A 23,330-nucleotide genomic window follows, 5' to 3' on the forward strand; every position below is an offset into this window, starting at 1 on the left:
ATGAAGTTTCTAAGAGATCTGTTAGACAAGCAGAAACCCCTTTTCCAAAAGGGAGGTAAATTGGAGCCTCTTTACTATGCATTCGAAGCAGGTGAGACATTTTTGTTTTCACCAAAGCATACGAATGGTATTAAAGGTGCTCAAGTAAAAGATGCAATAGACTTGAAGAGAATGATGATCACGGTGGTGATTGCCATGATTCCAGCTTTATTGTTTGGTATTTATAATACAGGTCATCAACATTTCTTGGCTACAGGCCAGGGTGCTGGTTTGTGGGATAATTTTGCTGATAAAGCAATTTTAGGTTTAACCCTAGTTTTACCAATAGTTATCGTAGCATATGCTGCCGGTGGATTGGTTGAAGCAGCTTTTGCTGTAATTAGGAAACACCCTATTAACGAAGGCTTTTTGGTAACAGGTATGTTGATTCCTTTGGTTGTACCAGCTACTTTACCATTATGGCAAGTTGCGTTAGCAACAATCTTTGCTGTTGTGATTGCAAAAGAAGTTTTTGGTGGCACAGGAATGAATATCTTGAACGTAGCCATGACTGCTAGAGCATTTTTATACTTCGCTTATCCTGCTCAAATTTCAGGTGATCAAGTTTGGACTTATCTAGGAGATAAAACTGCGGTTGATGGATTCTCTGGCGCAACAGCGCTTGCAGTAGCCTACAATGCTGGTGTAGAAGGAGAAGCTGTCAATACAGCTCTATCTTCCCACAACAGTGTGTTGGGTTCAGGCATTTATGAATTCGCTAATTTATTTATGGGTTGGATTCCAGGTTCAATTGGTGAAACATCGACACTGATGGCACTTGTAGGAGCGGCTATACTAATAGGTACAGGAGTAGCAAGTTGGAAAATTATTGTAAGTGGTTTTGCAGGAGCTTATATAATGGGCTTTATCATGAACCTATTTGCAGTGAATGAATACATGGCCATGGGACCTGAATACCACTGGGTAATGGGTGGATTAGCATTCGGTATCGTATTTATGGCAACTGATCCAGTATCAGCAGCACAGACAGAAACAGGAAAGTGGATTTATGGTCTTCTCATTGGTGCCTTGACAGTCATCATCAGAGTAACTAATCCAGCTTATCCAGAAGGAATCATGCTTGCCGTTCTTTTCTTGAACGTCTTTGCACCTTTGATCGATTATTATGTAGTAAAAGCAAACAAGAAAAGGAGGTTACAACGTGCAACAGTCTAACGGTTATATCATCACTTTCTCAATTATCCTTACAGTAGTATTGGGATTGTTATTATCAGGTACTTCTCAAGTTTTAGGACCTATTCAGAAGAAAGCTGAAGATTTGGACAACAAAAAGCAAATCTTAGGTGCTGTGATGGCTCCTGAAGAATTGAAGGCTTTGAAACCAGAAGAAGTTCTCGCTTATTATGAGTCAAGAATCGCTTCTAAGGTTGTTGATATTGAAGGTAAAGAAGTTGAACAAGATACAGAGGGTAATCCTATCGTTGCTGAGACAGTTAATGTAGGGAAAAACTACAAAAAAGCACCTGCAGACAGATTATATCCAGTTTTCATTTATCACGAAGAGGGTAATGAAGATGCGGCAATATCTTATATCTTACCAGTTTATGGTGCAGGTCTTTGGGATGAAATCTGGGGCTACGTTGCTTTACAAACTGATTTGAACACCATAGAAGGGGTTACATTTTCACACAAAGGAGAAACTCCTGGACTTGGAGCAAGAATCACTGAAAATGGAGTACAAGCGAGATATCAAGGCAAAAAGATTTTTGATGACAATGGCGAATTACAAGCTGTAATCATGCAAAAAGGTGAGGGCAAGGATTATGATGGTGAAGAACATAAAGTTGACGGTCTATCAGGAGCAACCATTACAGCAAATGGTGTAAATGATATGTTGAAAAACTACATTGGTCACTACAAACCCTATCTAGAAAAGAGAAAATCTGGATCTTCCACCGGAGTAGCGGTATTAAATTGATTTTGAACGTTTCAATCTTTCTATAATGAGTACAGAAACAGCACAAGTAGAAGAAGTAAAAAAGCCAACAGAGGCACTTCTTTCTAAAAGAAGAAAAAAATTAGTATCTGACCCTCTCGTTGACGATAACCCAATTACCATTCAGGTATTAGGAATTTGTTCAGCACTTGCAGTCACTACGCAGATGCAACCAACATTGGTCATGGCCATCTCCGTAATTTTCGTTATTGTAATGGCCAACTTGACCATTTCATTATTGAGAAACACAATCCCTTCTAGGGTCAGGATTATTGTTCAGCTAGCAGTGGTTGCTACTTTGGTTACTTTGGTAAATGAAGTCCTGAAAGCATTTGCTTATGACATGTATAAAGAACTTTCCGTATTCGTTGGTTTGATTATTACCAACTGTATCGTAATGGGTCGTTTAGAAGCTTTTGCTTTGGGAAATAAGCCTTATGATGCAATCCTTGATGGATTTGGTAGTGCTTTAGGATATTCTTGGATTATCTTGGCAGTAGCTTTCTTCAGAGAGTTATTGGGTTCAGGTTCAGTATTTGGAGTTCAAGTATATGATGGTATCAGCGGTCTATTCGGTGGTGAATTCAGCTTAGCAACCAATGGCTTGATGGTATCTCCTGTAGGTGCATTTATCATCCTAGGATTGATCATTTGGGTACAGCGTACCAAAACAGGATATGTTGAACATTAATAAATAAAGAGACATGGAATTATTTAATTTAGCTATACGATCAATATTTATTGACAACATGGTATTTGCCTACTTCTTGGGAATGTGTTCATTCTTGGCAGTTTCCAAAAAGGTAAGTACAGCTTTGGGTCTTGGTGCAGCTGTTATCTTCGTATTGACAGTAACAGTTCCAGTTAACTGGCTTTTGAATGAATATGTATTGAAAGAAGGGGCTTTGACATGGGCAGGAGCAACTTTTGCCACAATTGATCTGTCTTTCTTGAGATTTATCATGTTCATTGCCATCATTGCTGCCATGGTACAATTGGTAGAGATGGTAGTAGAGAAGTTTGCACCTGCTCTTTATGGCGCTTTGGGTATCTTCCTTCCTTTGATCGCAGTAAACTGCGCGATTCTGGGTGGTTCACTATTCATGGCACAGAGAGATTACACTTTGGCCGAATCAGCAGTATATGGTTTCGGTTCAGGTACTGGGTTCTTCTTGGCTATCATTGCTTTGGCAGCTATCAGAGAAAAATTAAAATACTCAAATGTCCCAAATGGTCTAAAAGGTCTAGGCATCACAATGCTAATTACCGGATTGATGGGAATTGCATTTATGTCATTTATGGGTATTGATTTATAATCAACCTAACAAAGTTCTTTAAAAAAAGCCTCGGAGAAATCTGAGGCTTTTTTTTTGTAGTTTTGAATTATAATAATTTCAACATGTCATTTACATACAAAAGATTCATTACTTACTTCTTCAGAGGCATTCTATTTGTCATCCCACTAGCCCTTACAATCTATATTATCATATTGACGATCAATTTCCTTGATGGCATTATTCCAATTCCTGTACCTGGTTTGGGGATTTTGATCATGTTGGGCTTCATTACTTTTGTAGGATATCTGGCAGGCTTGTTTATAACAAAGCCCCTCTTTGAGATCTTTGAAAAATGGATTTTTAAAATCCCCCTGATTAATATCGTCTATACAAGTATCAAAGATTTGATGTCAGCTTTTGTAGGTGATAAGAAAAAATTCAACATCCCTGTAATCGTCAAACTCTCAGAAGGCATGTCAAGATTGGGATTTATTACACAAGATGATTTGAGTATTTTGGAAGAAGAAAACCTTGTAGCTATCTACTTTCCCCATAGCTATAACTTCTCTGGTAACCTGTACCTTGTACCAAGACATAATGTGAGAATTCTCAATAATGTCAAAAGTTCGGACATCATGAAGTTTATTGTATCTGGTGGGGTGTCTAATTTGGAGCAGGTTTGATAATAGTTTTATAAAGCGATCAAAGATTTAAATAACACTTAACCGAACAGCTGACTTTGATTTGAATTCACCAATAATCCAAGCTTGAGTATTATTTCTTTCCAATCCGCTTTCAAAGTCATTTTGAAATTTAGGATCCACAGCCACTAGTAGGCCTCCATTGGTTTGTGGATCACAAAATTTCACCAGTTCCATTCCTACAATACCTTCTGAATTTTTACTATTAGCATTCCAATTTCTGTAAGTATTGTCTGGGAAGATAAATTGGTCTATATAGCCTTGAACACCATCTATCAGGGGAATATCTGCACTTTGAACAGCAGCAGATAGGTTTGCTCCTTCAGCCATTTCAATCAAATGCCCCATCAATCCAAAACCTGTTACATCGGTCATCGCGTGTACATACTGCAACTTGCCAAATTCCTGTCCTATCAAATTTATTTCAGTCGCATATTTAATCATTATCTCATAATCGCCAAGTAATAATTTATCTCTTTTTAGCGCAGTGGCTAAAACCCCAATACCAATGGGTTTTGTAATATAAATCAGATCACCTTCCTCTGCTCCCTTATTTGTTTTGATCAATTTTGGAGATATCAATCCCGATACAGACAATCCAAAAATCGGGTCTTTGGCAGCGATACTATGACCTCCAGCTAAAGGGATCCCCACTTGATGACACATCGCTCTACCACCCTCCAATACTTCTCCGGCTAATAAAGGATCTATTTTTTCAACAGGCCAGCTTAAAATTGCATTGGCAAAAAGTGGCTTTCCTCCCATGGCATAAACATCAGATAGTGCGTTAGCAGCAGCTATTCTCCCAAAATCATAAGCATCATCCACAATTGGAGTAAAAAAATCTACTGTGTTGATCATGGCTAAATCTTCACTGACTTGGTATACAGCTGCATCATCTTTCGAAGTATTACCCACTAAGAGATTAGAATCGAGCAGATCAATGGATTTTCTATTAGCCAGGATACTGTCCAATACTGCGGGAGCTATTTTACATCCACAACCAGACCCTTCGCTAAATTGAGTTAATTTTATTTTTAAATTTTCCATTGAAAGTTAGTTTTAAACTCTAAAAGCTGATCTATTTCGGTTTCCAATAAGCTAGTACTCATATCGAATCTAATTCTTTGAGAAGTATGATTCTTTTCTAGATCAAACTCGTATGCTTTATCATAATAATAAAGTAAAAGAGTAATCCATATGGTCGGCTGATTGTTTTCAATTGCTTGAATACATTGAGACGTATTTAATCCTCCCAACTTTTTTCTCAATCGATTTACCGCTGAAAGCAATTCTTCTTTAGGTAAAGCCCCATATTCATCTATGATGAGTTCAATTCTTTGGTCCTTGGACCTTTCAATTTCTATCATGGGTGCATTTGATAACGTATCATAAAGCTCTTTGGGAAGAATAACCTTACCGATTCTTCTGCTTTCATTTTCTATCCAAATAATATCCTCAGATGGGATTTGAAAAAGTTCTTCTGCGATAAGATTTTCAAATTGCTCGACAGATGGTTGAGATTCCATTCCTATTCCACCAAAAGATGATCCTTTATGATTTGCCAATCCTTCTAGGTCTATGATATGTTCCTCTCTTTCCCTTAGTCTTTTTAAAAGTCTTGTTTTTCCTACACCAGTTTTCCCACCCAATACTAGGTATTTATGATTTTGCCTTACCGTAACAAACGTCTTAGTTCTATAAGCTTTATAACCTCCTTTTAGCCGATAAACTTTAAATCCTGATAGACTCAATAACCATGACATTATCTCACTTCGCATACCACCTCTCCAGCAGTAAACAAGTATTTTTTTATCCGGAAAGAGCTCAAGAGCTTTTTTTATGATGGAATGAAATCTTGGGCCAACAAGCTCAAATCCCTTTAAAACGGCATTGTCACTTCCCTCCTGTTTGTAGATCGTTCCGACGGATTGTCTCTCTGCATCATTTAAAATTGGGACATTGATTGCACCTGGGATATGACTCTGTAAAAATTCACCTTCACTTCTAGCATCCAACAGGGGAATTTTTTTTCTCAAAGTCAAAAACTCATCTAACTCTAGAATCTCTTCTTTCATTTATCCTACATGGCTAAAAATAAAAAAAGCCACAGTAAATATCCTGTGGCTACATTTTGATATGATATCAAATCTGTGCGTCTAGTTTCTGAGCCAAAACTGACTTTGGAACTGCACCTACTTGCTTATCTACAATCTGACCTCCTTTGAAAAACAAAAGGGTTGGGATGCTTCTGATACCAAACTGTGCTGCTACCGCAGGGTTGGAATCCACATCTACTTTGCCAATTACAGCTTTACCTTCATAATCTCCTGCTAGTTCTTCAACTACAGGACCGATCATTTTACAAGGTCCACACCACTCAGCCCAAAAATCCACTAGGATCGGCTGCTCAGATTTCATGATCTCTTCAAAGTTAGAGTCAGTAATTTCAATTGCTTTTGCCATTTCTATACAAATTTTAATGTTTCTTAATTTTCAAATATAATACTTAAGTTAATTCATTTGTAATAAGTTCATTTTTGTGGATAGAAATGAAATAAGAGAAAATTAGAATCAAGAAACAAGACTCAAGATTCGAAAGAGTTTAAGATATTTGGCTAAAGACTCTGAACTTGACTCTACATTTTCATAGATGGGCTAAAGCACTATCCCAATTGAAAATCTTACAATAGCTTGACCTCTCATAAATTTTAAAATCTTTTAATCTCACAATCTCAAGTGCTTTCCCATTTGAAATTAATGTTTCTTTTGAAATTTGATCAGAAATTACCTCCTGCTTTAGCTGGAGGATTAATAATTGTCCATTTCGAATGGGGCTTTAGCCAAAATTTGTTTGCAGAACCCAGATTCTATTAAGAAAGTGTTTAATCTAAATTCTCTTGAAATGGTTGAGAATCCATGCGTCAATCATATTTCCAATTTTAAAAGAAAAAGATTTGGCTAAAGCCTCTATACATTAATCAATATTTTCATTGATGGGCTAAAGCACCCACCAAATTGGAAATCCACTAATATTTCTACCTTTTCCAAATCTTACAATTTTTCAATCTTACAATCCGCCACAGCGACCAAGTTCTTCCAACCCATTATTAAATAATCTGATACACCACCTCCGGCAGCTGTCCCAATTCTTGAATCATTTCGTTTGACGGATCAACTTTGAATTTTGTGGACATCAAATCAAGGGTGATATTTTCTTTACTGTCAATTACATTGATATACAACTTCGCTTCACCTTTATACTTAGCAGTGATCTTCTCTAATTTTTCCATCAGATCCAAACTCAAGTCATCTAGATCAATATTTACCCGAAGACCTTTGATCATTTTACCTCGAATCTCATCCAACAAGGTGATGTTATTGATTTTGAACTCAAATTCATTTTCCTTCCACTTATTTGGATTCACTGAGCCTGTGATATACAAGAACCAACCCGTCATGAAATATTCCTTGAACCTCACATAATCATCACCAAAAATAAAGAAAGTGTGTGCCCCATGATAATCTTCTAAAGTCAAGGTCCCAAAAGGCTTACCCGTTTTGGTTGTCCGATGTGCAAAGCTTGATACAGAACCTGCTGTTTTGATATCACTCTTCGTTTTGAGAACATCCATATTTGAAAATTCTGGCAGGGGCGTATTGGTAAACGATTCAATTTCCACCCTAAATTGATCCAAAGGATGCCCTGAGATATAAAGTCCTACTACTTCCTTTTCAATATTCAGTTGCTGCAATTGACTGAACGGCTCTATTGGAGTAAAACTTGGCAAAGGTACTTCCATACCTGTCCCTCCGCCAAACAAACTTACCTGTGAGCTGTCTGCTTCTTGCTGTACTTTCTGCGCGTACTTCACCGCCTTTTCAAGTACTGTACCATCATTATCCACTGACTCCAAATACTGCCTTCTGTGATGCTCAGGAAAGCAGTCAAATCCTCCCGCCATAGCAAGAGATTCTAGCGTCTTCTTATTAACAGCCTTGGAATTCACCCTTTTTGTGAAATCAAAAATATTTTGATAAGGTCCCGCCTTTTCTCTTTCTTCAATGATAGACTGCACAGCGGCAGCACCTGATCCTTTGACAGCAGCCAATCCAAAGCGAATTTTTCCTTCTTGATTTACAGTAAAGCCACTTTTGGATTCATTGACATCAGGACCCAAAACAGCTATTCCCATTCGCTTGCATTCCTCCATAAAGAAAGTCACCTGCGAAATATCATTCATGTTGTTACTCAACACAGAAGCCATGTATTCTGCAGGATAATGCGCCTTGAGATACGCCGTCTGATAAGCAATCCAGGCATAGCAAGTCGAGTGGGATTTGTTGAATGCATAGGAGGCGAAAGCTTCCCAGTCAGTCCAGATTTTAGCAAGTTTTTTTGCATCGTGACCTTTTGCGGCTGCTTGCTCGACAAATTTTGGTTTCATTTTATCCAAAACGTCCTTCTGCTTTTTACCCATGGCCTTTCTCAAAACATCAGCCTCACCTTTGGTGAAATCTGCTAATTTTTGAGAAAGGAGCATCACTTGCTCCTGATACACGGTAATCCCATAAGTCTCCTCGAGGAATTCCTTCATATCATCCAAGTCATAGGAAATCTGCTCTGTCCCATGCTTTCTCTTGATAAATGACGGGATATAGGCCAAAGGTCCTGGTCTATAAAGCGCATTCATGGCAATCAAATCAGCAAAAACAGTTGGTTTCAATTCCCGCATGTATTTCTGCATTCCAGCAGATTCATATTGAAATATCCCGACTGTTTCACCTCTTTGGAAAAGCTCGTAAGTCTTCACATCATCGATCGGGAAATTATCTGGATCAAGAAGAATCCCATGTCTTTCTTTGACAATCTTCACAGCATCTTTGATCAAAGTCAGGGTCTTTAAACCCAAGAAATCCATCTTGAGTAGACCTGCACTTTCTACCACGGAATTGTCAAATTGGGTACAAACCAAATCCGAATCTTTGGCCAAAGCCACTGGTACAAAATTGGTAATATCATCTGGTGTGATAATCACCCCACAAGCATGAATACCAAGGTTTCTCACAGAACCTTCAAGCATAGTCGCTTGATTGATTGTCTTTGAGGTTTCGTCTTGACCTTTGGAGATTCGGATTAGCTCGTCTGCCTTTCCAATATCTTCATTATTATTTTTCAGCTTATCAGAGAGCTTTGCCCTGTCTTTTGCGAGCGCAAAAAGTGCTTTCAATTTGATATCTGGAACGAGCTTCGCAAGTCTATCCGCTTCTGAAAGCGGCAGGTTCAAGACTCTCGCTGTATCTCGGATGGCAGATTTGGCAGCCATCGTACCATAAGTAATGATTTGCGCTACTTGCTTTGAACCGTATTTCTTGATTACATAATCTATCACACTTTGACGACCTTCGTCATCAAAGTCAATATCAATATCGGGAAGTGAAACGCGATCAGGATTTAGGAATCTCTCAAAAAGGAGGTTGTAAGCGATCGGATCTACATTGGTAATACCGGTGCAATAAGCCACTGCTGAACCCGCTGCCGAACCCCTACCTGGACCAACAGAAACGCCCATGTCTCTTGCAGCTCTGATGAAATCTTGAACAATCAAAAAGTAACCAGGATAACCCGTATTTTCAATTGTCGCCAATTCAAAATCTAGTCGTTCTCTGATTTCATCCGTAAGTTCGGGATATCTTTTTTTGGCTCCCTCGTAGGTCAAATGTCTCAGGTAAGCATTCTCTCCCCTCTTTTTACCATCTTCTTCGTCTCGAGGGTCTTTGAACTCTTCTGGAATATCGAATTTTGGAAGCAGTACTTCTCTTGCGAGTTTATAGGTTTCGATTTTCTCTACAATCTCGTTAGTACAAGCAATGGCTTCTGGAAGGTCAGCAAAAAGCTTCTTCATCTCCTCAGGGCTCTTGATGTAGAATTCATCATTTGGAAATCCATAGCGAAATTCTCTTCCGCGCTTGCCTATATATTTCTTTGGTTTCTCTACCAACTCCCCATCTTTCACACAAAGCAAAATATCATGTGCTTTGGCATCAGATTTTTGATTGTAATAGGTATTGTTCGCCGCAAAATATTTAACACCATATTTCTTGGCCAATTTCAAGAGGACTTCATTGACTTTCTCTTCCTCAGGAATACCATGACGGCTCAGCTCTACATAAAAATCCTCTCCAAACTGTTCTTTCCACCAGATAAAGGCTTCTTCGGCTTGTGTCTCTCCCACATTCAGGATCAAAAAAGGAATCTCTCCCCAAAGACCTCCTGTCGTGGCAATTAGATCACTTTTATATTCTACCAAAATATCTCTATCTATTCTCGGTAAATAATAGAAACCTTCAATGTTGGCATAGGAAGCTAATTTTGCAAGATTATGATAGCCTGCCTTATTTTTTGCTAAAAGTACAGTTTGGTAACCATCATCTTTTTGACTCTTATTCTTTCTGTCCTTGGTCAAATTGAATTCACACCCGATGATCGGCTTGATTTCTTTGGCTAACGCTTCCTTTACAAAGTTGAATGCGGCCATCATATTACCATGATCGGTCATCGCTATAGCCGGCATCCCCATTTCTTTAGCAAGGGCAATCATCGCTGGAATTTCTGACGTGGCCTGAAGGACGGAATATTGGGTGTGTACATGAAGATGAGAAAAAGGAACTCCCACCATATCAGAAATATCTGCACTCCCAGCAGCTCTCAGCACATCTTTCGCAGCTGCCTTCTGATCGTCTTTTGCAACAACAAAATTAGCCTCTTCTAATTGAGGCTCTTCATAAATCACTTCAGAAACATCCACACCTGATACAGGAGGTTGAACCTTCTGTGTAATCAACCCAAAGAAACATTTGGCTGTTGCCGCCACATCATAAGCTGCATCATGGGCATCTTCAAATCCAACTCCAAAAAGTTTCTTATGCAATTCGGTAAGTGTAGGCCATTTAAATTTCCCTCCTCGTCCCCCTGGTAGTGCACAGAATTCAGTTGAAATGTCCTTGGTATCCAACTCCTTCATTTGCTGAAGCTGCATTGGAACATCTTTTCTCAAAAACTCCGAGCCTACTACATTGATATCAAAACCAATATTATGACCAACCAGATACTTCGCTTTGACTACGTCTTGGTGAAAAATCTCCAAAACCTTCACTAAGTCATGCCCTTCCTTCAATGCCCTATCAGTGGAAATCCCATGGACTTTCTCCGCATTGTAAGGAATGGTAAAACCTTCTGGCTTGACGATAAAATTGTTATTGGAAATCAGCTTACCCTTGGCATCATGAAGCTGCCAAGCAAGTTGGACCAGTCGGGGCCAGTTGTCATCAGCAGACATTGGAGCATCATAACTCCTTGGTAATCCTGTGGTCTCTGTATCAAAAATAATGTACATAAATACTCCTTGAATTTGGGGAGTCTAAATTAACAAACATCTGAGGATGCAGACAAATTAGTGGGGCAAATTGTCAGGAAAAAGTTCTCTTGGCCGTGGTGGCGGATTAGACAAAAAAAGAAGCAAGAGATAAGAAATAAGATTCAAGACACCTTGAATATAAAATCATCAATGAGTAAAATCGGATAAAGAGTTCTTTTTTTCCAAATCAAAGCATGCTCTGATATATATTTTTTTTGGATTTATGCCCTCCAACCTAACAAGATCAGAAAGGCTAAATTCTTGCTTCTTGGTTCTTTCATCTCGTATCTTACGTCTCATTTCTAACGTCTAGCCCCTCACATCTTCCCAATCAATTCCTTAATGATTAGCGACATTTTTGGTTCGGCGATGGCGGCGGCGGCAAGTACTTCAGCAATACTGATTTTTTTAATATTTCCTGGGGAGCAAAGATCCGTAATGGCAGAAATTGCAAAGACTTTCATATCCATGTGTCGGGCTACAATCACTTCAGGAATGGTACTCATCCCAACCGCATCTGCACCAATCGTTCTAAGATAGCCATATTCGGCTTTGGTCTCTAAATTTGGACCTTGTACACCTGCGTAAATCCCTTGATTGATTTCAATATTATTATTTTCCGCTATTTCACAAGCTTCGGCGACCAAATCTAGGGCATACGGTTCGCTCATATCTGGGAATCTTACACCCATAGAATCCAAATTTTTACCTCTCAAAGGATTCTCTGGAAACAAATCAATATGATCATTAAGGATCATCAAACCACCGATTTTATAATCAGGATGAAGGCCTCCACCTGCATTTGAAACAAAAAGATTTTGGACTCCTAAAGATTTCAAAACACGAACAGGAAAAGTCACTTCCTTCATAGAGTATCCTTCATAGTAATGAAATCTCCCTTGCATGGCAATCACGGTTTTACCAGAAAGTGTACCAATGATCAGTTTCCCACTATGACTCTCTACTGTAGAAACAGGGAAAAATGGAATACCTTCATAAGAGATTTCATGTTTAATTTCAATCTGATTGATCAATTGCCCTAGTCCGGTTCCAAGTATTATTCCTATTTGAATTTCTCCATTGAATATATTTTGAATGTGTTCTTTTGCATGTTTGATTTGCTCTAGATAGTCAATTTCTGGTTCTTGGCGCATGATTTTAAATTTTGGTCCAAATTACGGAAATCATTTAAATTTAGATGTATTGCAAGTACTTTTGAAAATCGAGGAAAAAGGAATTATTCAATTTCTCGAAACTTAATAGGTCTCTTCCTTGTAGTATTGCAGTTAAAAGTAAAATTCTTGATATGATAAAAATTATAGTAGGTACTAATCGTCAAAATTCAATTTCCAAAAAGATTGCAATTATCTATCAAGGAGTTCTTCAGGAGCTTGGAGAAACATCTGAAATCTTGGAGCTTGAAGACCTGCCAAATGATTTTTTATTTTCTGCCCTATACAATAACAATGGCAAAAATCCGGAATACAACGAATTTCATGAAAGGGTAAAATCAGGCGAAAAGTTTGTCTTTGTAGTCCCTGAGTACAATGGATCATTCCCAGGTATTCTAAAATCATTTATTGACGGAATGTCCTACCCTAATGGCTTTAGGGATAAAAAATGTGCGCTTGTCGGTATTTCATCAGGAATAGGCGGTGGTGGCATCGCATTGAGCCACCTTACCGACATCTTCCACTACCTAGGAATGCATGTACTCGCCCTCAAACTTAAGTATGCAAAGATCGAGGAGAATATGTCAGATAACCTGCTCACCAACAGGCTGTACATGGAATTGCTTCGTTCCCAGGCTGAAATGTTGATTAAGTTTTAAAACTTAATCAACATTGTCATGCAGAAATCTATTGTTTTTCAAGAATTCATTGTCATCAGTCAAATTGAATCTTGAAATGCTTCTTTCAGAACTATGCTGCACATCATTTAACTTGATTTGCTTTCTGACATAAGCAGGAGTCTCCAATTTATCCTTGAATTCCTCTGGATTCTGATTGTAGCTCTTGATGCTTTTTAGCTTTTCAAATCGCTCGTGCGCTCTTTGTATTGCCTTTTGCTTCAATTGCTCGTAATAATCATTGCTATATGTTGGATTTTCAACTTGCTTTTCCTCAACAGGTGCTTTAGCAGTAGGTATCTCTTCTTCATCTTCTAAGGTGAACACCTTTTTATTTGATTCAGAACCATTTGCAATTTCAAACTCGAATTCAACTTCTTCCTTCTGATCAACTTCCACTTGCTTTGGAGCCTCTTCTCTTTTTGGCTCTTGTGCTTTAGAAGCTTCTACAGAAGTTTTGCTTTCTGTCGCCGTAGGAAAAAGTGGCTTTTGGAAAGTGAATGTATAAGTCTGACCAGATTCAGCTGCTGCCTCTTCCTCTACTTGTGAAGTTTTTCCTGACTCTAAGTGAATCACTTTTTTCACAGGCTCAGCTTCTTCTGTTACTTCAATCGCCTTTTTCTCAGATTTCACTTCTGATGCTTCTCCTGAAACAAGGGTAGTCAACCTGTCCATTTCAAAACCTGTGGCGATAACCGTCACACGAATACCTTTGCCCAAGTCAGGATCGATGCCTTGACCGAAGATTACTTCTGCCTCATCGCCTGCTCTCTCTTGGATGTATTCAGTGATTTCACTCAATTCGTCCATAGACAATTCATCGTCTTCACCAGACATGATTGAAAGCAAAATTTTCTGTGCTCCCTTGATATCCACATTATTCAACAATGGTGAAGCAATTGCTTTTTCAGCTGCTTTGATAGCTCTACCTTCACCCTCTTCCGTCGCTGAACCCATTACTGCTGCTCCAGCATTTTTCATCACTGTTTTCACATCTTCAAAGTCCACGTTGACATCCTGGTGAACAGTGATGATTTCAGCGATAGATTTTGCAGCTGTAGAAAGGATATTATCTGCTTTTGCAAAAGCGGATCTGATGGCTAAGTTGCCATAGATTTCTCTTAGCTTGTCATTTAGAATGACCAATACAGTATCACAATTGTCTCTCAAAGCTTCTATACCAAGCTGAGCGGAATTCATTTTCTTTTTCCCTTCGAAAATAAAAGGTGCTGTAACAATACCAACTGTAAGAATGTCAAGATCTTTGGCGATTTTGGCAATCACGGGAGCTGCTCCTGTTCCCGTACCTCCACCCATACCGGCTGTGATGAATACCATTTTGGTATTGTCCGATAAAAGTTCTCTAATCTCTTCTTTACTTTCCAAGGCAGCATTTCTGCCTTTTTCAGGATTTGCTCCTGCTCCAAGTCCTTCGGTAAGGTTAGCACCCAACTGAAGTCTCAAAGGAACCGGGCTACTTTTTAAAGCTTGTGCGTCGGTATTGACTACAACAAACTCCACATCCTTGATTCCTTGACTGTACATGTGGTTCACCGCATTAGAACCACCTCCTCCAACACCTATCACCTTGATGATAGATTTGTGATTTTTTGGAAGATCAAATTTGTAATCTTTCATGTTATCTGACATTTTAAATTTATTTTGGTGAACTAGTTTTTCATATATTTTTAAGCGCTTAAAGGAAGGGGAAATGAAAGACAGCATCTCTCAACTCCCCTATTATCGATAAGCCCTAGTAATTACCTCCTTCGTCTCCTACATCTCCACCGATGATATCTTTGATCCGGCTTCCGATTTTTGAGAACAAATTATCTCCTGATATTGGGAATCTTTCTGCTTTCCCTACTGGCGCAGCAACCTTCGCTCCTACTGCTAGTGATCTTTCATTATAGACCGTTTCTCTGTCATCAAGTGACTTAAAGCCAGCCAAAACAAGTCCTACAGTCGTTGCAAACATTGGACTTTTCACTTCTTCAATTTTGCATTTTCCTAAATGTTCATTTGGATATCCAATTCTGGTATCTAGACCAGTCATGTATTCGAAAAGCTGAGCAACACCTTGTAATTGTGCACCTCCACCGGTGAGAACAATCCCACCAGCAAGCTTTTTATAGTGACCACTAGCAACCAATTCATTTTGGACATACTCAATGATTTCCTCCATTCTTGCCTGAATAATGGCAGCAAGATTTCTAATCGAAATCTCTTTTGGAGGTCTGTTTCTTAGTCCTGGAATTGACACGATTTCATTTGGATTGGCTTCTTCGGCTATGGCTTTTCCAAATTTTGTTTTCAATAATTCCGCTTGATGATGCAGGACCATGCATCCTTCTTTGATATCTGTTGTGATGATATTTCCGCCCAAAGGAATGACAGCAGTATGGCGAATAATATTATCATAGAAAATGGCAATGTCTGTAGTACCTCCACCGATATCTACCAAGCAAACTCCCGCTTCCTTGTCTACATCTCCCAATACAGAAAGTGAACTTGCTAATGGCTCAAGAATCAAATCTTGAGAAATCAGATTAGCTCTTTTCACACACCTGTTGATGTTGTTGATGGCTGTGGTCTGTGCAGTGATGATGTGGAAATCGGCTTCTAATCTGGAGCCTGACATACCAACAGGATCTTTGATCCCATCTTCATAATCTACCGTGTAATCCTGTGGCATCACATGAATGATAGAATTCCCCGGAGGAACCACAATATTCTCCATGTCATTGGAAAGCCCTCTGACATCTTCGATCGTGATTTCGTCCTGATTCTGACGCCTAATCGTCACTCCATGGTGAACTGTACTTTTGATATGCTGACCAGCAATACCGACTATCACTTCTGCGATATCCACATCTGCCATGTCAGAAGCATCTGAAACTGCTTTCTGAATTGCATTTACGGTCTTGTCAATATTGGTCACGATACCTCGGATGACACCATCCGAAACAGCTTTGCCCATACCAAGTACTTCCAGTTTCCCAAATTCATTTTTGCGCCCGATGATTGCGCAGATTTTGGTCGTCCCGATGTCGAGTCCTACGATTAATTTGTCATTTTCCATAGCCATTCAATTATTCACAAATAATTTGATCCTTATATTTTACACTTACTCTACTGTATGTATTCCATCCCTTTGCCGGAAGGATTTCATCATAGAAAAGCATGATTTTTTTAAATTTCTCTTCGATATCCTGAGCATCTCCAAATTCGATGACCTGCTTACCCACTTGTTGGAATAATTTGATATCTCCTTTTTTAGTAATTTCTAAACCGGTAATCTGGGCTTTCCAGAATTCATCGCTTTCGATAAATCTGATCAAATCCAAAATATCAGAATGTTTCTCAGTCAAATCCTCTTCCTGTAGCAATCGCTCAGCATAGGCTCCTTCCAAAGTAAGCACCCTTGTGGTGTATTTTGGAGAAGTTGGAAGGATGATTCCCTCCGAAGAAATATAGCCATCAGCCGCCATTGGACGCACGATTCTCGCCATTGGCTTGTACTGATCTATTTCAATCCAAACATTCCCTTTCAAATCGGCAAACACTTCAGAATTCTTCACAAATGGATGATTTTCAACTTTCTTCTCAATTTTGTTGAAATTCAATTCAGTCATTGATATCCCTGTTTTTAGAAGTGGAAATTCTGTTTTTAGCTTCGCTAAAATTTCCTTTTCGTCCACGAAGTACACATCCGCTATTGGGTTGACTTTCACTTGGATGTTTGCCAATCTCTTCTCTGCATGCTTTTTTTCCACAAATCCGATGAAGACTACCAAAACCATCATGATGATGGTGAAGACGATATATTTTTTCGTACTAGTTTTCATCTCGCATCCATTTAGCAATCGGTTCTACCAATCTGTCTATATCTCCTGCTCCTAGTGTCACCAAAACCTCAGGCTTGTTTACATTCAAATAGGTCAGGATATTTTCTTTACCTTGAATCGACTTCATCCCTGATGTGATATTTGGTATCAACATCCCCGAAGTCACACCCTCAATCGGCTGCTCTCTTGCAGGGTAGATATCCAATAAGACCACCTCATCTGCTATCGACAAACTTTCAGAAAATCCTTCAGCAAAATCTCTAGTTCGGCTGAATAAATGTGGCTGAAAGATCGCCGTTAATCTCTTGCTAGGATACATCGCCTTCACTGAATTCAAGAAAGCTTTGATCTCCTCAGGATGATGGGCATAATCATCGATATATACTTTATCATCCTCTTGGACGTGAATTTCAAATCTTCTTTTGACACCTTTGAAACTCTTCAGTCCTTCTCTTATTTTATCTTCTTCAATCCCAAAATCCATCGCAATAGCAATAGCTGGAATCGCATTTTCTACATTATGAAAGCCCGGCATTCTCAATTCTAGATTTTCTATCCTTACATTCTCACGGATAAAATCAAATGTAAAATGACCTGGCAAAGCTTTTACATTCGTAGCTTGAATTGCTCCTGAGTTGATTCCGTATGCAGTTACTGAACTTACCTTGTATTCTTGCTTGGCTAGCTTCGCAAAAGCTTTGGAATGAATAAACACCTTCCCACTTGGCGCAACCAAATCAATAAATGCACTGAATCCTTCCAACATCACTTTGTCATCGCCATAAATATCCAAGTGATCTGGATCTACGCTAGTCAAAACAGCTACATTAGGATGCAAATGCAAGAAAGAGCGATCAAATTCATCCGCCTCCACAACAACAGTTGCATCTTCCTCGGACTCGTCATGAAGGATTAAATTGCTCTGATAGTTTTGAGTAATTCCACCCAGAAATGCCGCTATATTTTTACCCCCAAACTTGAGCAAATGCGCAACCATAGAAGATGTTGTAGTCTTTCCATGGGTACCCGCCACAGCGATGGTCGGCATATCGGAAGTAATCAATCCTAATACAGCCGCTCGCTTTTTCAAATTGTATCCTTCAGACATGAAGAAATTCAACTCCGCAGAATCCTTTGGCATCGCAGGAGTCCATACAATCAGCGAATCAGATTTGAAATCCTTGACCTGAGATGGGATTTCTTCTATTGCATCCACATAAGAAATAGCCATTCCTTCCTCTTCCAACTTTTGAGTCAGTGGAGAAGGTGTCTTGTCGTATCCAGAAACTTTGATCCCAAGATGGTTGAACCATCGAGCCAAAGCACTCATGCCAATACCACCGATACCAAGAAAATGGACGCTATGTAGCTTTCTTACATTCATACTATAATTTGCTCCAATGCTTGAATGATTTCATTTGCCGCATTAGGTTTTGCTAGTTTTTTAATATTTGAAGCCAATTGCTCGGCTTTATTTTCATCTTCCATAATGGCATCCACCGTCATTTTCAATTTTCCGATTGCCTCTGAATCCTTCAGCAAAATCGCTGCATTTTGACTGACATAAGCTATCGCATTTTTAGTCTGATGATCTTCTGCCACATTCGGCGAAGGAATGAAAACCACCGGCTTTCCTACCAAACTCAATTCAGATACTGACAATGCTCCAGCTCTAGAAACGACTACATCTGCAGCTGCATAAGCCAAATCCATTTCCCGAATAAATTCCAAAACATGGATATGCTTCAATTCAGAAGTTTTTACCTGCATTTCCATTTCAGAAAAATAGAAACGGCCACACTGCCAAAGCACTTGGTAACCTCCCTCTTCAAGAGCTTTCATATCTGCAAGCATGGCTTGGTTGATTGTTCTAGCCCCTAAACTTCCGCCCAATACCAAAAGCGTCTTTTTGCTTGACTCTAGCCCGAAATGCTGCGTAGCAGTTTCTTTCTTTCCAGCCAATTCTATGATGTCTTTCCTTACAGGATTCCCCGTGTATATCAATCGATCCACAGGGAAAAATTCCCCCATATTTGGATAGGCTACGCAAATCCTTTTTGCTCGCTTTGAGAGCAACTTGTTTGTCAAACCTGCATAAGAATTCTGCTCTTGAAGGAGCGTCGGAATCCCTTTGTTTTGGGCTGCATATAACAAGGGACCACTTGCGTATCCGCCAACACCCACTACCGCATCCGGCTTAAAGTTTTTGACTAAGTCTTTTGCTTTTTGTAAGCTTCTCAACAACTTAAATGGAAAACTCAAATTTGCAAAAGTCAAACTTCTCTGCAGTCCAGCTACTTTCAATCCTTCGATTTTATAGCCAGCTTCAGGGACTTTTTGCATTTCCATTTTCCCTTCCGCACCAACAAATAGAAATTCTGTGTCAGGATATTTTTCCTTCCAGGCATTAGCAATTGCGATCGCAGGATAAATATGTCCTCCGGTTCCGCCGCCGCTAATCATGATTCTATATGTTGCTTTCTGTGCGATAATCTCTTTATTTAAGCTGGTTGAAATGCTTTTCTTGGTCTGTTATTTCCTTCTACAATTGGTTCCACTGCATCTTCATGATCTCCACGACTGACACTCAGAATAATTCCAAGTGAAAATCCAGTGAAAATCAAAGATGTCCCCCCCATGCTCAGCAATGGAAGCGGCAAACCTGTGATCGGTCCTAGTCCTACTGCTACAGCCATATTGACCATGGCTTGTAAGACTAGTGCAAAACTCAAACCTGCGGAAAGTAATCCTCCAAAAGGCTTGGTCGAAGAAGCGACGATACGCATTCCTCTATATAATAAGGCGAGGTAGAGGAACAATACTGTAGCTCCACCTACCAATCCATATTCTTCAATGATGATGGCATAGATGAAATCCGAATACGGGTGAGGAAGTGAATTTCTTTGCTCAGAATTTCCTGGCCCTTTACCAGTAATTCCACCTGTAGAAATGGCGATGTAGGATTGTTCTGCTTGGTAAGGGATTTCGTCTCCAGAGACAAAATTTTCTATTCTGGAGAAAAATGTTCCTCCACGCTGACCCAACAAAAGCGATGTCGTCAATGCCAGACCACCTATCAAAAGCACCATGACAATAAATCTCATCGGAACTCGACCGATAAACATCAGCAATAAGCAAGTTGCCAAAAGCAATACTGCTGTAGACATATTCGCCATTCCGATTAGTCCACAGACTATGCCGATCGCAATCATCATTGGTAAAAATGTTCTTTGGAAATCTCTGATATTTTGTTGCTTTCTTGCCAACAAACTTGCTAGCGTAGCGATCAAAGCCAGTTTTGCTAAATCTGAAGGCTGAAATGCCTGATCGATCACAGGAATTGTCAACCATCTATTCGCTTCATTGATGTTGGAGCCGAAGAAGTAGGTGAAAATCAACAAGGGAATGGAGGCCAACAGAAGCATCCTTCCAATAAGACCGAAAGTCTTGTAAGGAATCTTATGCACTGCCCACATCACTGCGAAACTGATAAAAATCAAAAAGCCATGTTTGATGATGTAGCTTTCGGTATTTCCACCACGGTATTTGTACGCAAGAGAACCTGTAGCTGAATACACGACCAGCATACTGATAATAGACAAAATGATGACGATACCCCAAATAATTGGGTCGCCTTTCAAATTTTCATCTACAAATTTCTTCGCTGCGTTCATCATGATTGCTTACTTTTTAATGCTTTCACAGCAGATTTGAACTGATCTCCTCTGTCTTCGTAATTTTTAAAAAGGTCAAAACTCGCACATGCCGGTGACAGCAATACGACATCTCCCCTTTCACCATATTCCAATCCCCAAGCCACTGCTTGAGCGATATCTTCTGTTTCTTTTATCTTTTGTACTTTTCCAGCAAAAGCTGATTTCAATTTTTCATTGTCAACTCCCAAGCAAATCAAGGCTTTCACCTGATCTTCTACTACAGGAAAAAGGACTGAATAATCATTGCCTTTGTCCACACCTCCTGCTATCCAAACCAAAGACTCCTCAAAACTCTCCAAGGCATAAGCTGTCGCATCTACATTGGTGCCTTTGCTGTCATTGATAAAGGTGATTCCTTTGATTTCTTCCACAAACTCCATTCTGTGAGGTGCATTTTTGAAATCTTTCAATCCAGCAAGAATTTGCTTTTCCTCAGCGCTTACTGCCAATGCTGCCAATGTTGCACACATCACATTTTGCATGTTGTGCGCTCCTTTGAGCACTACTTCTGCACTTTCAATTTTCATCGAACTCCCTGCATGCTTAAGGAAAATCGTATTTCCATTGAAATAACCTCCTTTTTCACTAGGCTTTGAAGTTGAGATGGTGGCTATACTTGCTGAAATTGGCGCTTTTACCAATCCATTATGAATATTCAAATCATCAGCATAATAGATCGCTAAATCATCCGCTTCCATGTTTTTGAATAAGGACACTTTCGATGCGATGTAATTTTCTAATTTGTAATCATATCGATCCAAATGATCAGGAGTGATATTGGTCAAAATCGCGATAGCTGGCTTGAAATCTACAAAGCCATCAATCTGAAAACTGCTCACCTCAATCACCCACCATGCTCTGTCTTGCTCCACCAACTGACCCGCCCAACTTTTTCCAACATTTCCTGCCAAACCCACATCCAAACCAGCTTTTTGAAGCAAATGGTAGGTCAATAAGGTTGTGGTCGTTTTTCCATTAGTTCCGGTGATTGCGATTACTTTCCCTTTTGAAAATCTGAAGGCAAACTCCAATTCATCAATCACAGGAATTCCTTTTTCCACGATTGCTTTCACAATAGGTGCTTTGGAAGGAATACCCGGACTTTTGATCACTTCGTCTGCGGAGAGAATCTCTTCCTCTGTGTGTTTTCCTTCTTCAAAAGAAATCTCAGCTTCGACCAAAATGGCTTTTCTGGCATCACTTATCAATGCCATATCCGATACCCATACGGCATAGCCCTGCTGCTTTGCGAGCAATGCTGCTCCCAAACCACTTTCTCCGGCTCCTAGTATGGCTATCTTCTTATTCATATTATCTTAATTTCAATGTTGCAAGGGTGATGATGGCAAGGAGGATTCCTAGAATCCAAAACCTCGTCACAATCTTCGCTTCGTGAATATTTTTCTTTTGATAATGGTGGTGCAATGGAGACATCAAGAAGACTCTCCTTCCTTCACCGTATTTTTTCTTGGTGTATTTGAAATAAGACACCTGAATGATTACAGATGCATTTTCAATCACGAAAATCCCGCAAAGCACAGGGATCAATAATTCTTTTCTTAAAGCAAAAGACAAAACAGCAATCACTCCACCCAACATCAAACTTCCAGTATCTCCCATAAAAACCTGTGCTGGGTAGGAATTGTACCACAAGAAACCAACACAAGCGCCGACAAACGCAGCACAGAAAATCACCAACTCACCAGAATTAGGAATGAAGAAAACATTCAGGTATTGGGAAAATATCGCGTTGCCGGAAATGTAGGCGAAAATAGCAATCGTCAATCCAATAATGGCTGAGGTCCCTGCTGCGAGTCCGTCTATTCCATCCGTGATGTTTGCTCCATTTGATACTGCTGTCACGATGAAAATCACGATAAGAATGTAGAAAATCGGCGTGGCAGCTTCTCCCAAGAACCCGAAAATCCTTTCGTAATTCAACTCATTATCCTTCAAAAAAGGAATGGTTGTCTTCATGGTCTTTACATCTTTGAAAGCTGGAGTTTCTACAACCCCTTCTTCAATAGAAACAGGATTGGTAAATTCACGAACGACCACTCCTTCGTGGAAATAAAGCGTAGCACCTACTACAACCCCAATGACAATCTGACCGATGATCTTGAATCTTCCAGCTAAACCTTCCTTATTTTTTCTGAAAACCTTGATATAATCATCCAAAAAGCCAATTCCTCCTAACCAGACGGTAGTGATCAGCAATAGAATGATGTATATATTATTAATATTAGCGAAGAGTAAAGTCGGGATAATAATCCCTGCCATGATCATCAAGCCACCCATGGTTGGTGTGCCTTTTTTCTCATTTTGACCTTCAAGACCCAAGTCTCTTACCGTCTCACCAATCTGCTTATTTCGGATCCAATTGATAATATTCTTCCCAAAAGTGATCGTGATGATCAAAGAAACAAGCGCTGCCATACCCGCTCTGAAAGAGATATAGCGAAACACACCCGTTCCTGGGATATCCAATACTTGGTCGAAATATTCGAAAATTGGGTATAACATCT

19 protein-coding genes are annotated in these 23,330 nt (G+C 39.5%); 6 read left to right on the forward strand and 13 right to left on the reverse strand.

Translation table 11 applies throughout. The features are described from left to right. The 5 genes from IEV57_RS12635 (at position 1) to IEV57_RS12655 (ending at position 3,956) form a co-directional block, all read left to right on the forward strand. Positions 1–1,215, forward strand: coding sequence for an NADH:ubiquinone reductase (Na(+)-transporting) subunit B (locus IEV57_RS12635; RefSeq protein ID WP_188443367.1), 1,215 nt, complete (start codon positions 1–3; stop codon positions 1,213–1,215). Continuing rightward, positions 1,202–1,978, forward strand: coding sequence for an NADH:ubiquinone reductase (Na(+)-transporting) subunit C (nqrC, locus tag IEV57_RS12640; protein ID WP_188443369.1), 777 nt, complete (start codon positions 1,202–1,204; stop codon positions 1,976–1,978). Before IEV57_RS12635 ends, nqrC begins: the two co-directional genes overlap by 14 nt. Before the next feature lie 25 nt (positions 1,979–2,003). Next, positions 2,004–2,687 carry an NADH:ubiquinone reductase (Na(+)-transporting) subunit D gene (locus tag IEV57_RS12645; protein WP_188443371.1) on the forward strand — a complete coding sequence of 228 codons (684 nt, stop codon included), beginning with the start codon at positions 2,004–2,006 and terminating at the stop codon, positions 2,685–2,687. 13 nt (positions 2,688–2,700) lie between these two features. Further along, the gene (gene nqrE / locus IEV57_RS12650; protein ID WP_188443373.1) at positions 2,701–3,312 is read left to right on the forward strand and encodes an NADH:ubiquinone reductase (Na(+)-transporting) subunit E; all 612 of its coding nucleotides are present in this window, start codon (positions 2,701–2,703) and stop codon (positions 3,310–3,312) included. An 83-nt stretch (positions 3,313–3,395) separates the two neighbouring features. Next, positions 3,396–3,956, forward strand: coding sequence for a DUF502 domain-containing protein (locus tag IEV57_RS12655; RefSeq protein WP_188443375.1), 561 nt, complete (start codon positions 3,396–3,398; stop codon positions 3,954–3,956). Positions 3,957–3,983: 27 nt separating this feature from the next. On the opposite strand, the gene selD is transcribed toward IEV57_RS12655, so the two are convergent. The 5 genes from selD to IEV57_RS12680 form a co-directional block, all read right to left on the reverse strand. Continuing rightward, positions 3,984–5,024, reverse strand: a complete 1,041-nt coding sequence (gene selD, locus IEV57_RS12660) for a selenide, water dikinase SelD (RefSeq protein ID WP_188443377.1) — start codon at positions 5,022–5,024, stop codon at positions 3,984–3,986. Beyond that, positions 5,012–6,052, reverse strand: coding sequence for a tRNA 2-selenouridine(34) synthase MnmH (mnmH, locus tag IEV57_RS12665; protein ID WP_188443379.1), 1,041 nt, complete (start codon positions 6,050–6,052; stop codon positions 5,012–5,014). The genes selD and mnmH overlap by 13 nt, the downstream gene beginning before the upstream one ends. Positions 6,053–6,119: 67 nt before the next feature. Then, the gene (gene trxA / locus IEV57_RS12670) at positions 6,120–6,440 is read right to left on the reverse strand and encodes a thioredoxin (protein WP_188443382.1); all 321 of its coding nucleotides are present in this window, start codon (positions 6,438–6,440) and stop codon (positions 6,120–6,122) included. A 644-nt stretch (positions 6,441–7,084) separates the two neighbouring features. Then, positions 7,085–11,371, reverse strand: a complete 4,287-nt coding sequence (dnaE, locus tag IEV57_RS12675; protein WP_188443384.1) for a DNA polymerase III subunit alpha — start codon at positions 11,369–11,371, stop codon at positions 7,085–7,087. A 338-nt stretch (positions 11,372–11,709) separates the two neighbouring features. Then, positions 11,710–12,546 (reverse strand): purine-nucleoside phosphorylase, encoded by an 837-nt coding sequence (locus IEV57_RS12680; protein WP_188443386.1) that lies wholly within the window; start codon positions 12,544–12,546, stop codon positions 11,710–11,712. 152 nt (positions 12,547–12,698) lie between these two features. Between IEV57_RS12680 and IEV57_RS12685 the strand changes: the two genes are divergently transcribed. Then, a complete protein-coding gene (locus IEV57_RS12685) occupies positions 12,699–13,223 on the forward strand; it encodes an NADPH-dependent FMN reductase (RefSeq protein WP_188443388.1) in 525 nt (174 codons plus the stop codon). Between the two features lie 3 nt (positions 13,224–13,226). Here the strand turns inward: IEV57_RS12685 and ftsZ are convergent, their stop codons facing one another. From ftsZ to mraY, 8 genes are all read right to left on the reverse strand, one after another. After that, positions 13,227–14,879, reverse strand: a complete 1,653-nt coding sequence (gene ftsZ, locus IEV57_RS12690; RefSeq protein ID WP_188443390.1) for a cell division protein FtsZ — start codon at positions 14,877–14,879, stop codon at positions 13,227–13,229. Between the two features lie 115 nt (positions 14,880–14,994). After that, positions 14,995–16,323 (reverse strand): cell division protein FtsA, encoded by a 1,329-nt coding sequence (gene ftsA, locus IEV57_RS12695; protein ID WP_188443392.1) that lies wholly within the window; start codon positions 16,321–16,323, stop codon positions 14,995–14,997. A gap of 10 nt (positions 16,324–16,333) precedes the next feature. Continuing rightward, on the reverse strand, positions 16,334–17,089 hold the full coding sequence (locus IEV57_RS12700) for a cell division protein FtsQ/DivIB (RefSeq protein ID WP_188443393.1): 756 nt from the start codon (positions 17,087–17,089) through the stop codon (positions 16,334–16,336). Beyond that, positions 17,079–18,473 (reverse strand): UDP-N-acetylmuramate--L-alanine ligase, encoded by a 1,395-nt coding sequence (murC, locus tag IEV57_RS12705; protein ID WP_188443395.1) that lies wholly within the window; start codon positions 18,471–18,473, stop codon positions 17,079–17,081. Before murC ends, IEV57_RS12700 begins: the two co-directional genes overlap by 11 nt. Beyond that, positions 18,470–19,579 carry an undecaprenyldiphospho-muramoylpentapeptide beta-N-acetylglucosaminyltransferase gene (gene murG / locus IEV57_RS12710; protein WP_262891045.1) on the reverse strand — a complete coding sequence of 370 codons (1,110 nt, stop codon included), beginning with the start codon at positions 19,577–19,579 and terminating at the stop codon, positions 18,470–18,472. The genes murC and murG overlap by 4 nt, the downstream gene beginning before the upstream one ends. 11 nt (positions 19,580–19,590) lie before the next feature. Continuing rightward, complete coding sequence (locus IEV57_RS12715; protein WP_041779581.1) at positions 19,591–20,763, reverse strand: FtsW/RodA/SpoVE family cell cycle protein; 1,173 nt, start codon at positions 20,761–20,763, stop codon at positions 19,591–19,593. Continuing rightward, positions 20,763–22,115 (reverse strand): UDP-N-acetylmuramoyl-L-alanine--D-glutamate ligase, encoded by a 1,353-nt coding sequence (gene murD / locus IEV57_RS12720; RefSeq protein WP_188443399.1) that lies wholly within the window; start codon positions 22,113–22,115, stop codon positions 20,763–20,765. The genes IEV57_RS12715 and murD overlap by 1 nt, the downstream gene beginning before the upstream one ends. A 1-nt stretch (position 22,116) precedes the next feature. Further along, positions 22,117–23,328 carry a phospho-N-acetylmuramoyl-pentapeptide-transferase gene (gene mraY, locus IEV57_RS12725; RefSeq protein ID WP_188443401.1) on the reverse strand — a complete coding sequence of 404 codons (1,212 nt, stop codon included), beginning with the start codon at positions 23,326–23,328 and terminating at the stop codon, positions 22,117–22,119. Between the last annotated feature and the right edge of the window lie 2 nt (positions 23,329–23,330).

It is taken from the genome of Belliella aquatica, from assembly GCF_014637795.1.
GTDB lineage: Bacteria > Bacteroidota > Bacteroidia > Cytophagales > Cyclobacteriaceae > Belliella > Belliella aquatica.

What these genes read in the sequence shown, in the direction of transcription:
- IEV57_RS12635 (WP_188443367.1), top strand. Translation starts at nt 1, where the DNA reads ATGAAGTTTCTAAGAGATCTGTTAGACAAGCAGAAACCCCTTTTCCAA.
- murC (WP_188443395.1), bottom strand. Translation starts at nt 18,473, where the DNA reads ATGAATGTAAGAAAGCTACATAGCGTCCATTTTCTTGGTATCGGTGGT.
- ftsA (WP_188443392.1), bottom strand. Translation starts at nt 16,323, where the DNA reads ATGGAAAATGACAAATTAATCGTAGGACTCGACATCGGGACGACCAAA.
- IEV57_RS12700 (WP_188443393.1), bottom strand. Translation starts at nt 17,089, where the DNA reads ATGAAAACTAGTACGAAAAAATATATCGTCTTCACCATCATCATGATG.
- IEV57_RS12685 (WP_188443388.1), top strand. Translation starts at nt 12,699, where the DNA reads ATGATAAAAATTATAGTAGGTACTAATCGTCAAAATTCAATTTCCAAA.
- IEV57_RS12715 (WP_041779581.1), bottom strand. Translation starts at nt 20,763, where the DNA reads ATGAACGCAGCGAAGAAATTTGTAGATGAAAATTTGAAAGGCGACCCA.
- mraY (WP_188443401.1), bottom strand. Translation starts at nt 23,328, where the DNA reads ATGTTATACCCAATTTTCGAATATTTCGACCAAGTATTGGATATCCCA.
- IEV57_RS12645 (WP_188443371.1), top strand. Translation starts at nt 2,004, where the DNA reads ATGAGTACAGAAACAGCACAAGTAGAAGAAGTAAAAAAGCCAACAGAG.
- murD (WP_188443399.1), bottom strand. Translation starts at nt 22,115, where the DNA reads ATGAATAAGAAGATAGCCATACTAGGAGCCGGAGAAAGTGGTTTGGGA.
- trxA (WP_188443382.1), bottom strand. Translation starts at nt 6,440, where the DNA reads ATGGCAAAAGCAATTGAAATTACTGACTCTAACTTTGAAGAGATCATG.
- mnmH (WP_188443379.1), bottom strand. Translation starts at nt 6,052, where the DNA reads ATGAAAGAAGAGATTCTAGAGTTAGATGAGTTTTTGACTTTGAGAAAA.
- nqrE (WP_188443373.1), top strand. Translation starts at nt 2,701, where the DNA reads ATGGAATTATTTAATTTAGCTATACGATCAATATTTATTGACAACATG.
- IEV57_RS12655 (WP_188443375.1), top strand. Translation starts at nt 3,396, where the DNA reads ATGTCATTTACATACAAAAGATTCATTACTTACTTCTTCAGAGGCATT.
- ftsZ (WP_188443390.1), bottom strand. Translation starts at nt 14,879, where the DNA reads ATGAAAGATTACAAATTTGATCTTCCAAAAAATCACAAATCTATCATC.
- IEV57_RS12680 (WP_188443386.1), bottom strand. Translation starts at nt 12,546, where the DNA reads ATGCGCCAAGAACCAGAAATTGACTATCTAGAGCAAATCAAACATGCA.
- selD (WP_188443377.1), bottom strand. Translation starts at nt 5,024, where the DNA reads ATGGAAAATTTAAAAATAAAATTAACTCAATTTAGCGAAGGGTCTGGT.
- dnaE (WP_188443384.1), bottom strand. Translation starts at nt 11,371, where the DNA reads ATGTACATTATTTTTGATACAGAGACCACAGGATTACCAAGGAGTTAT.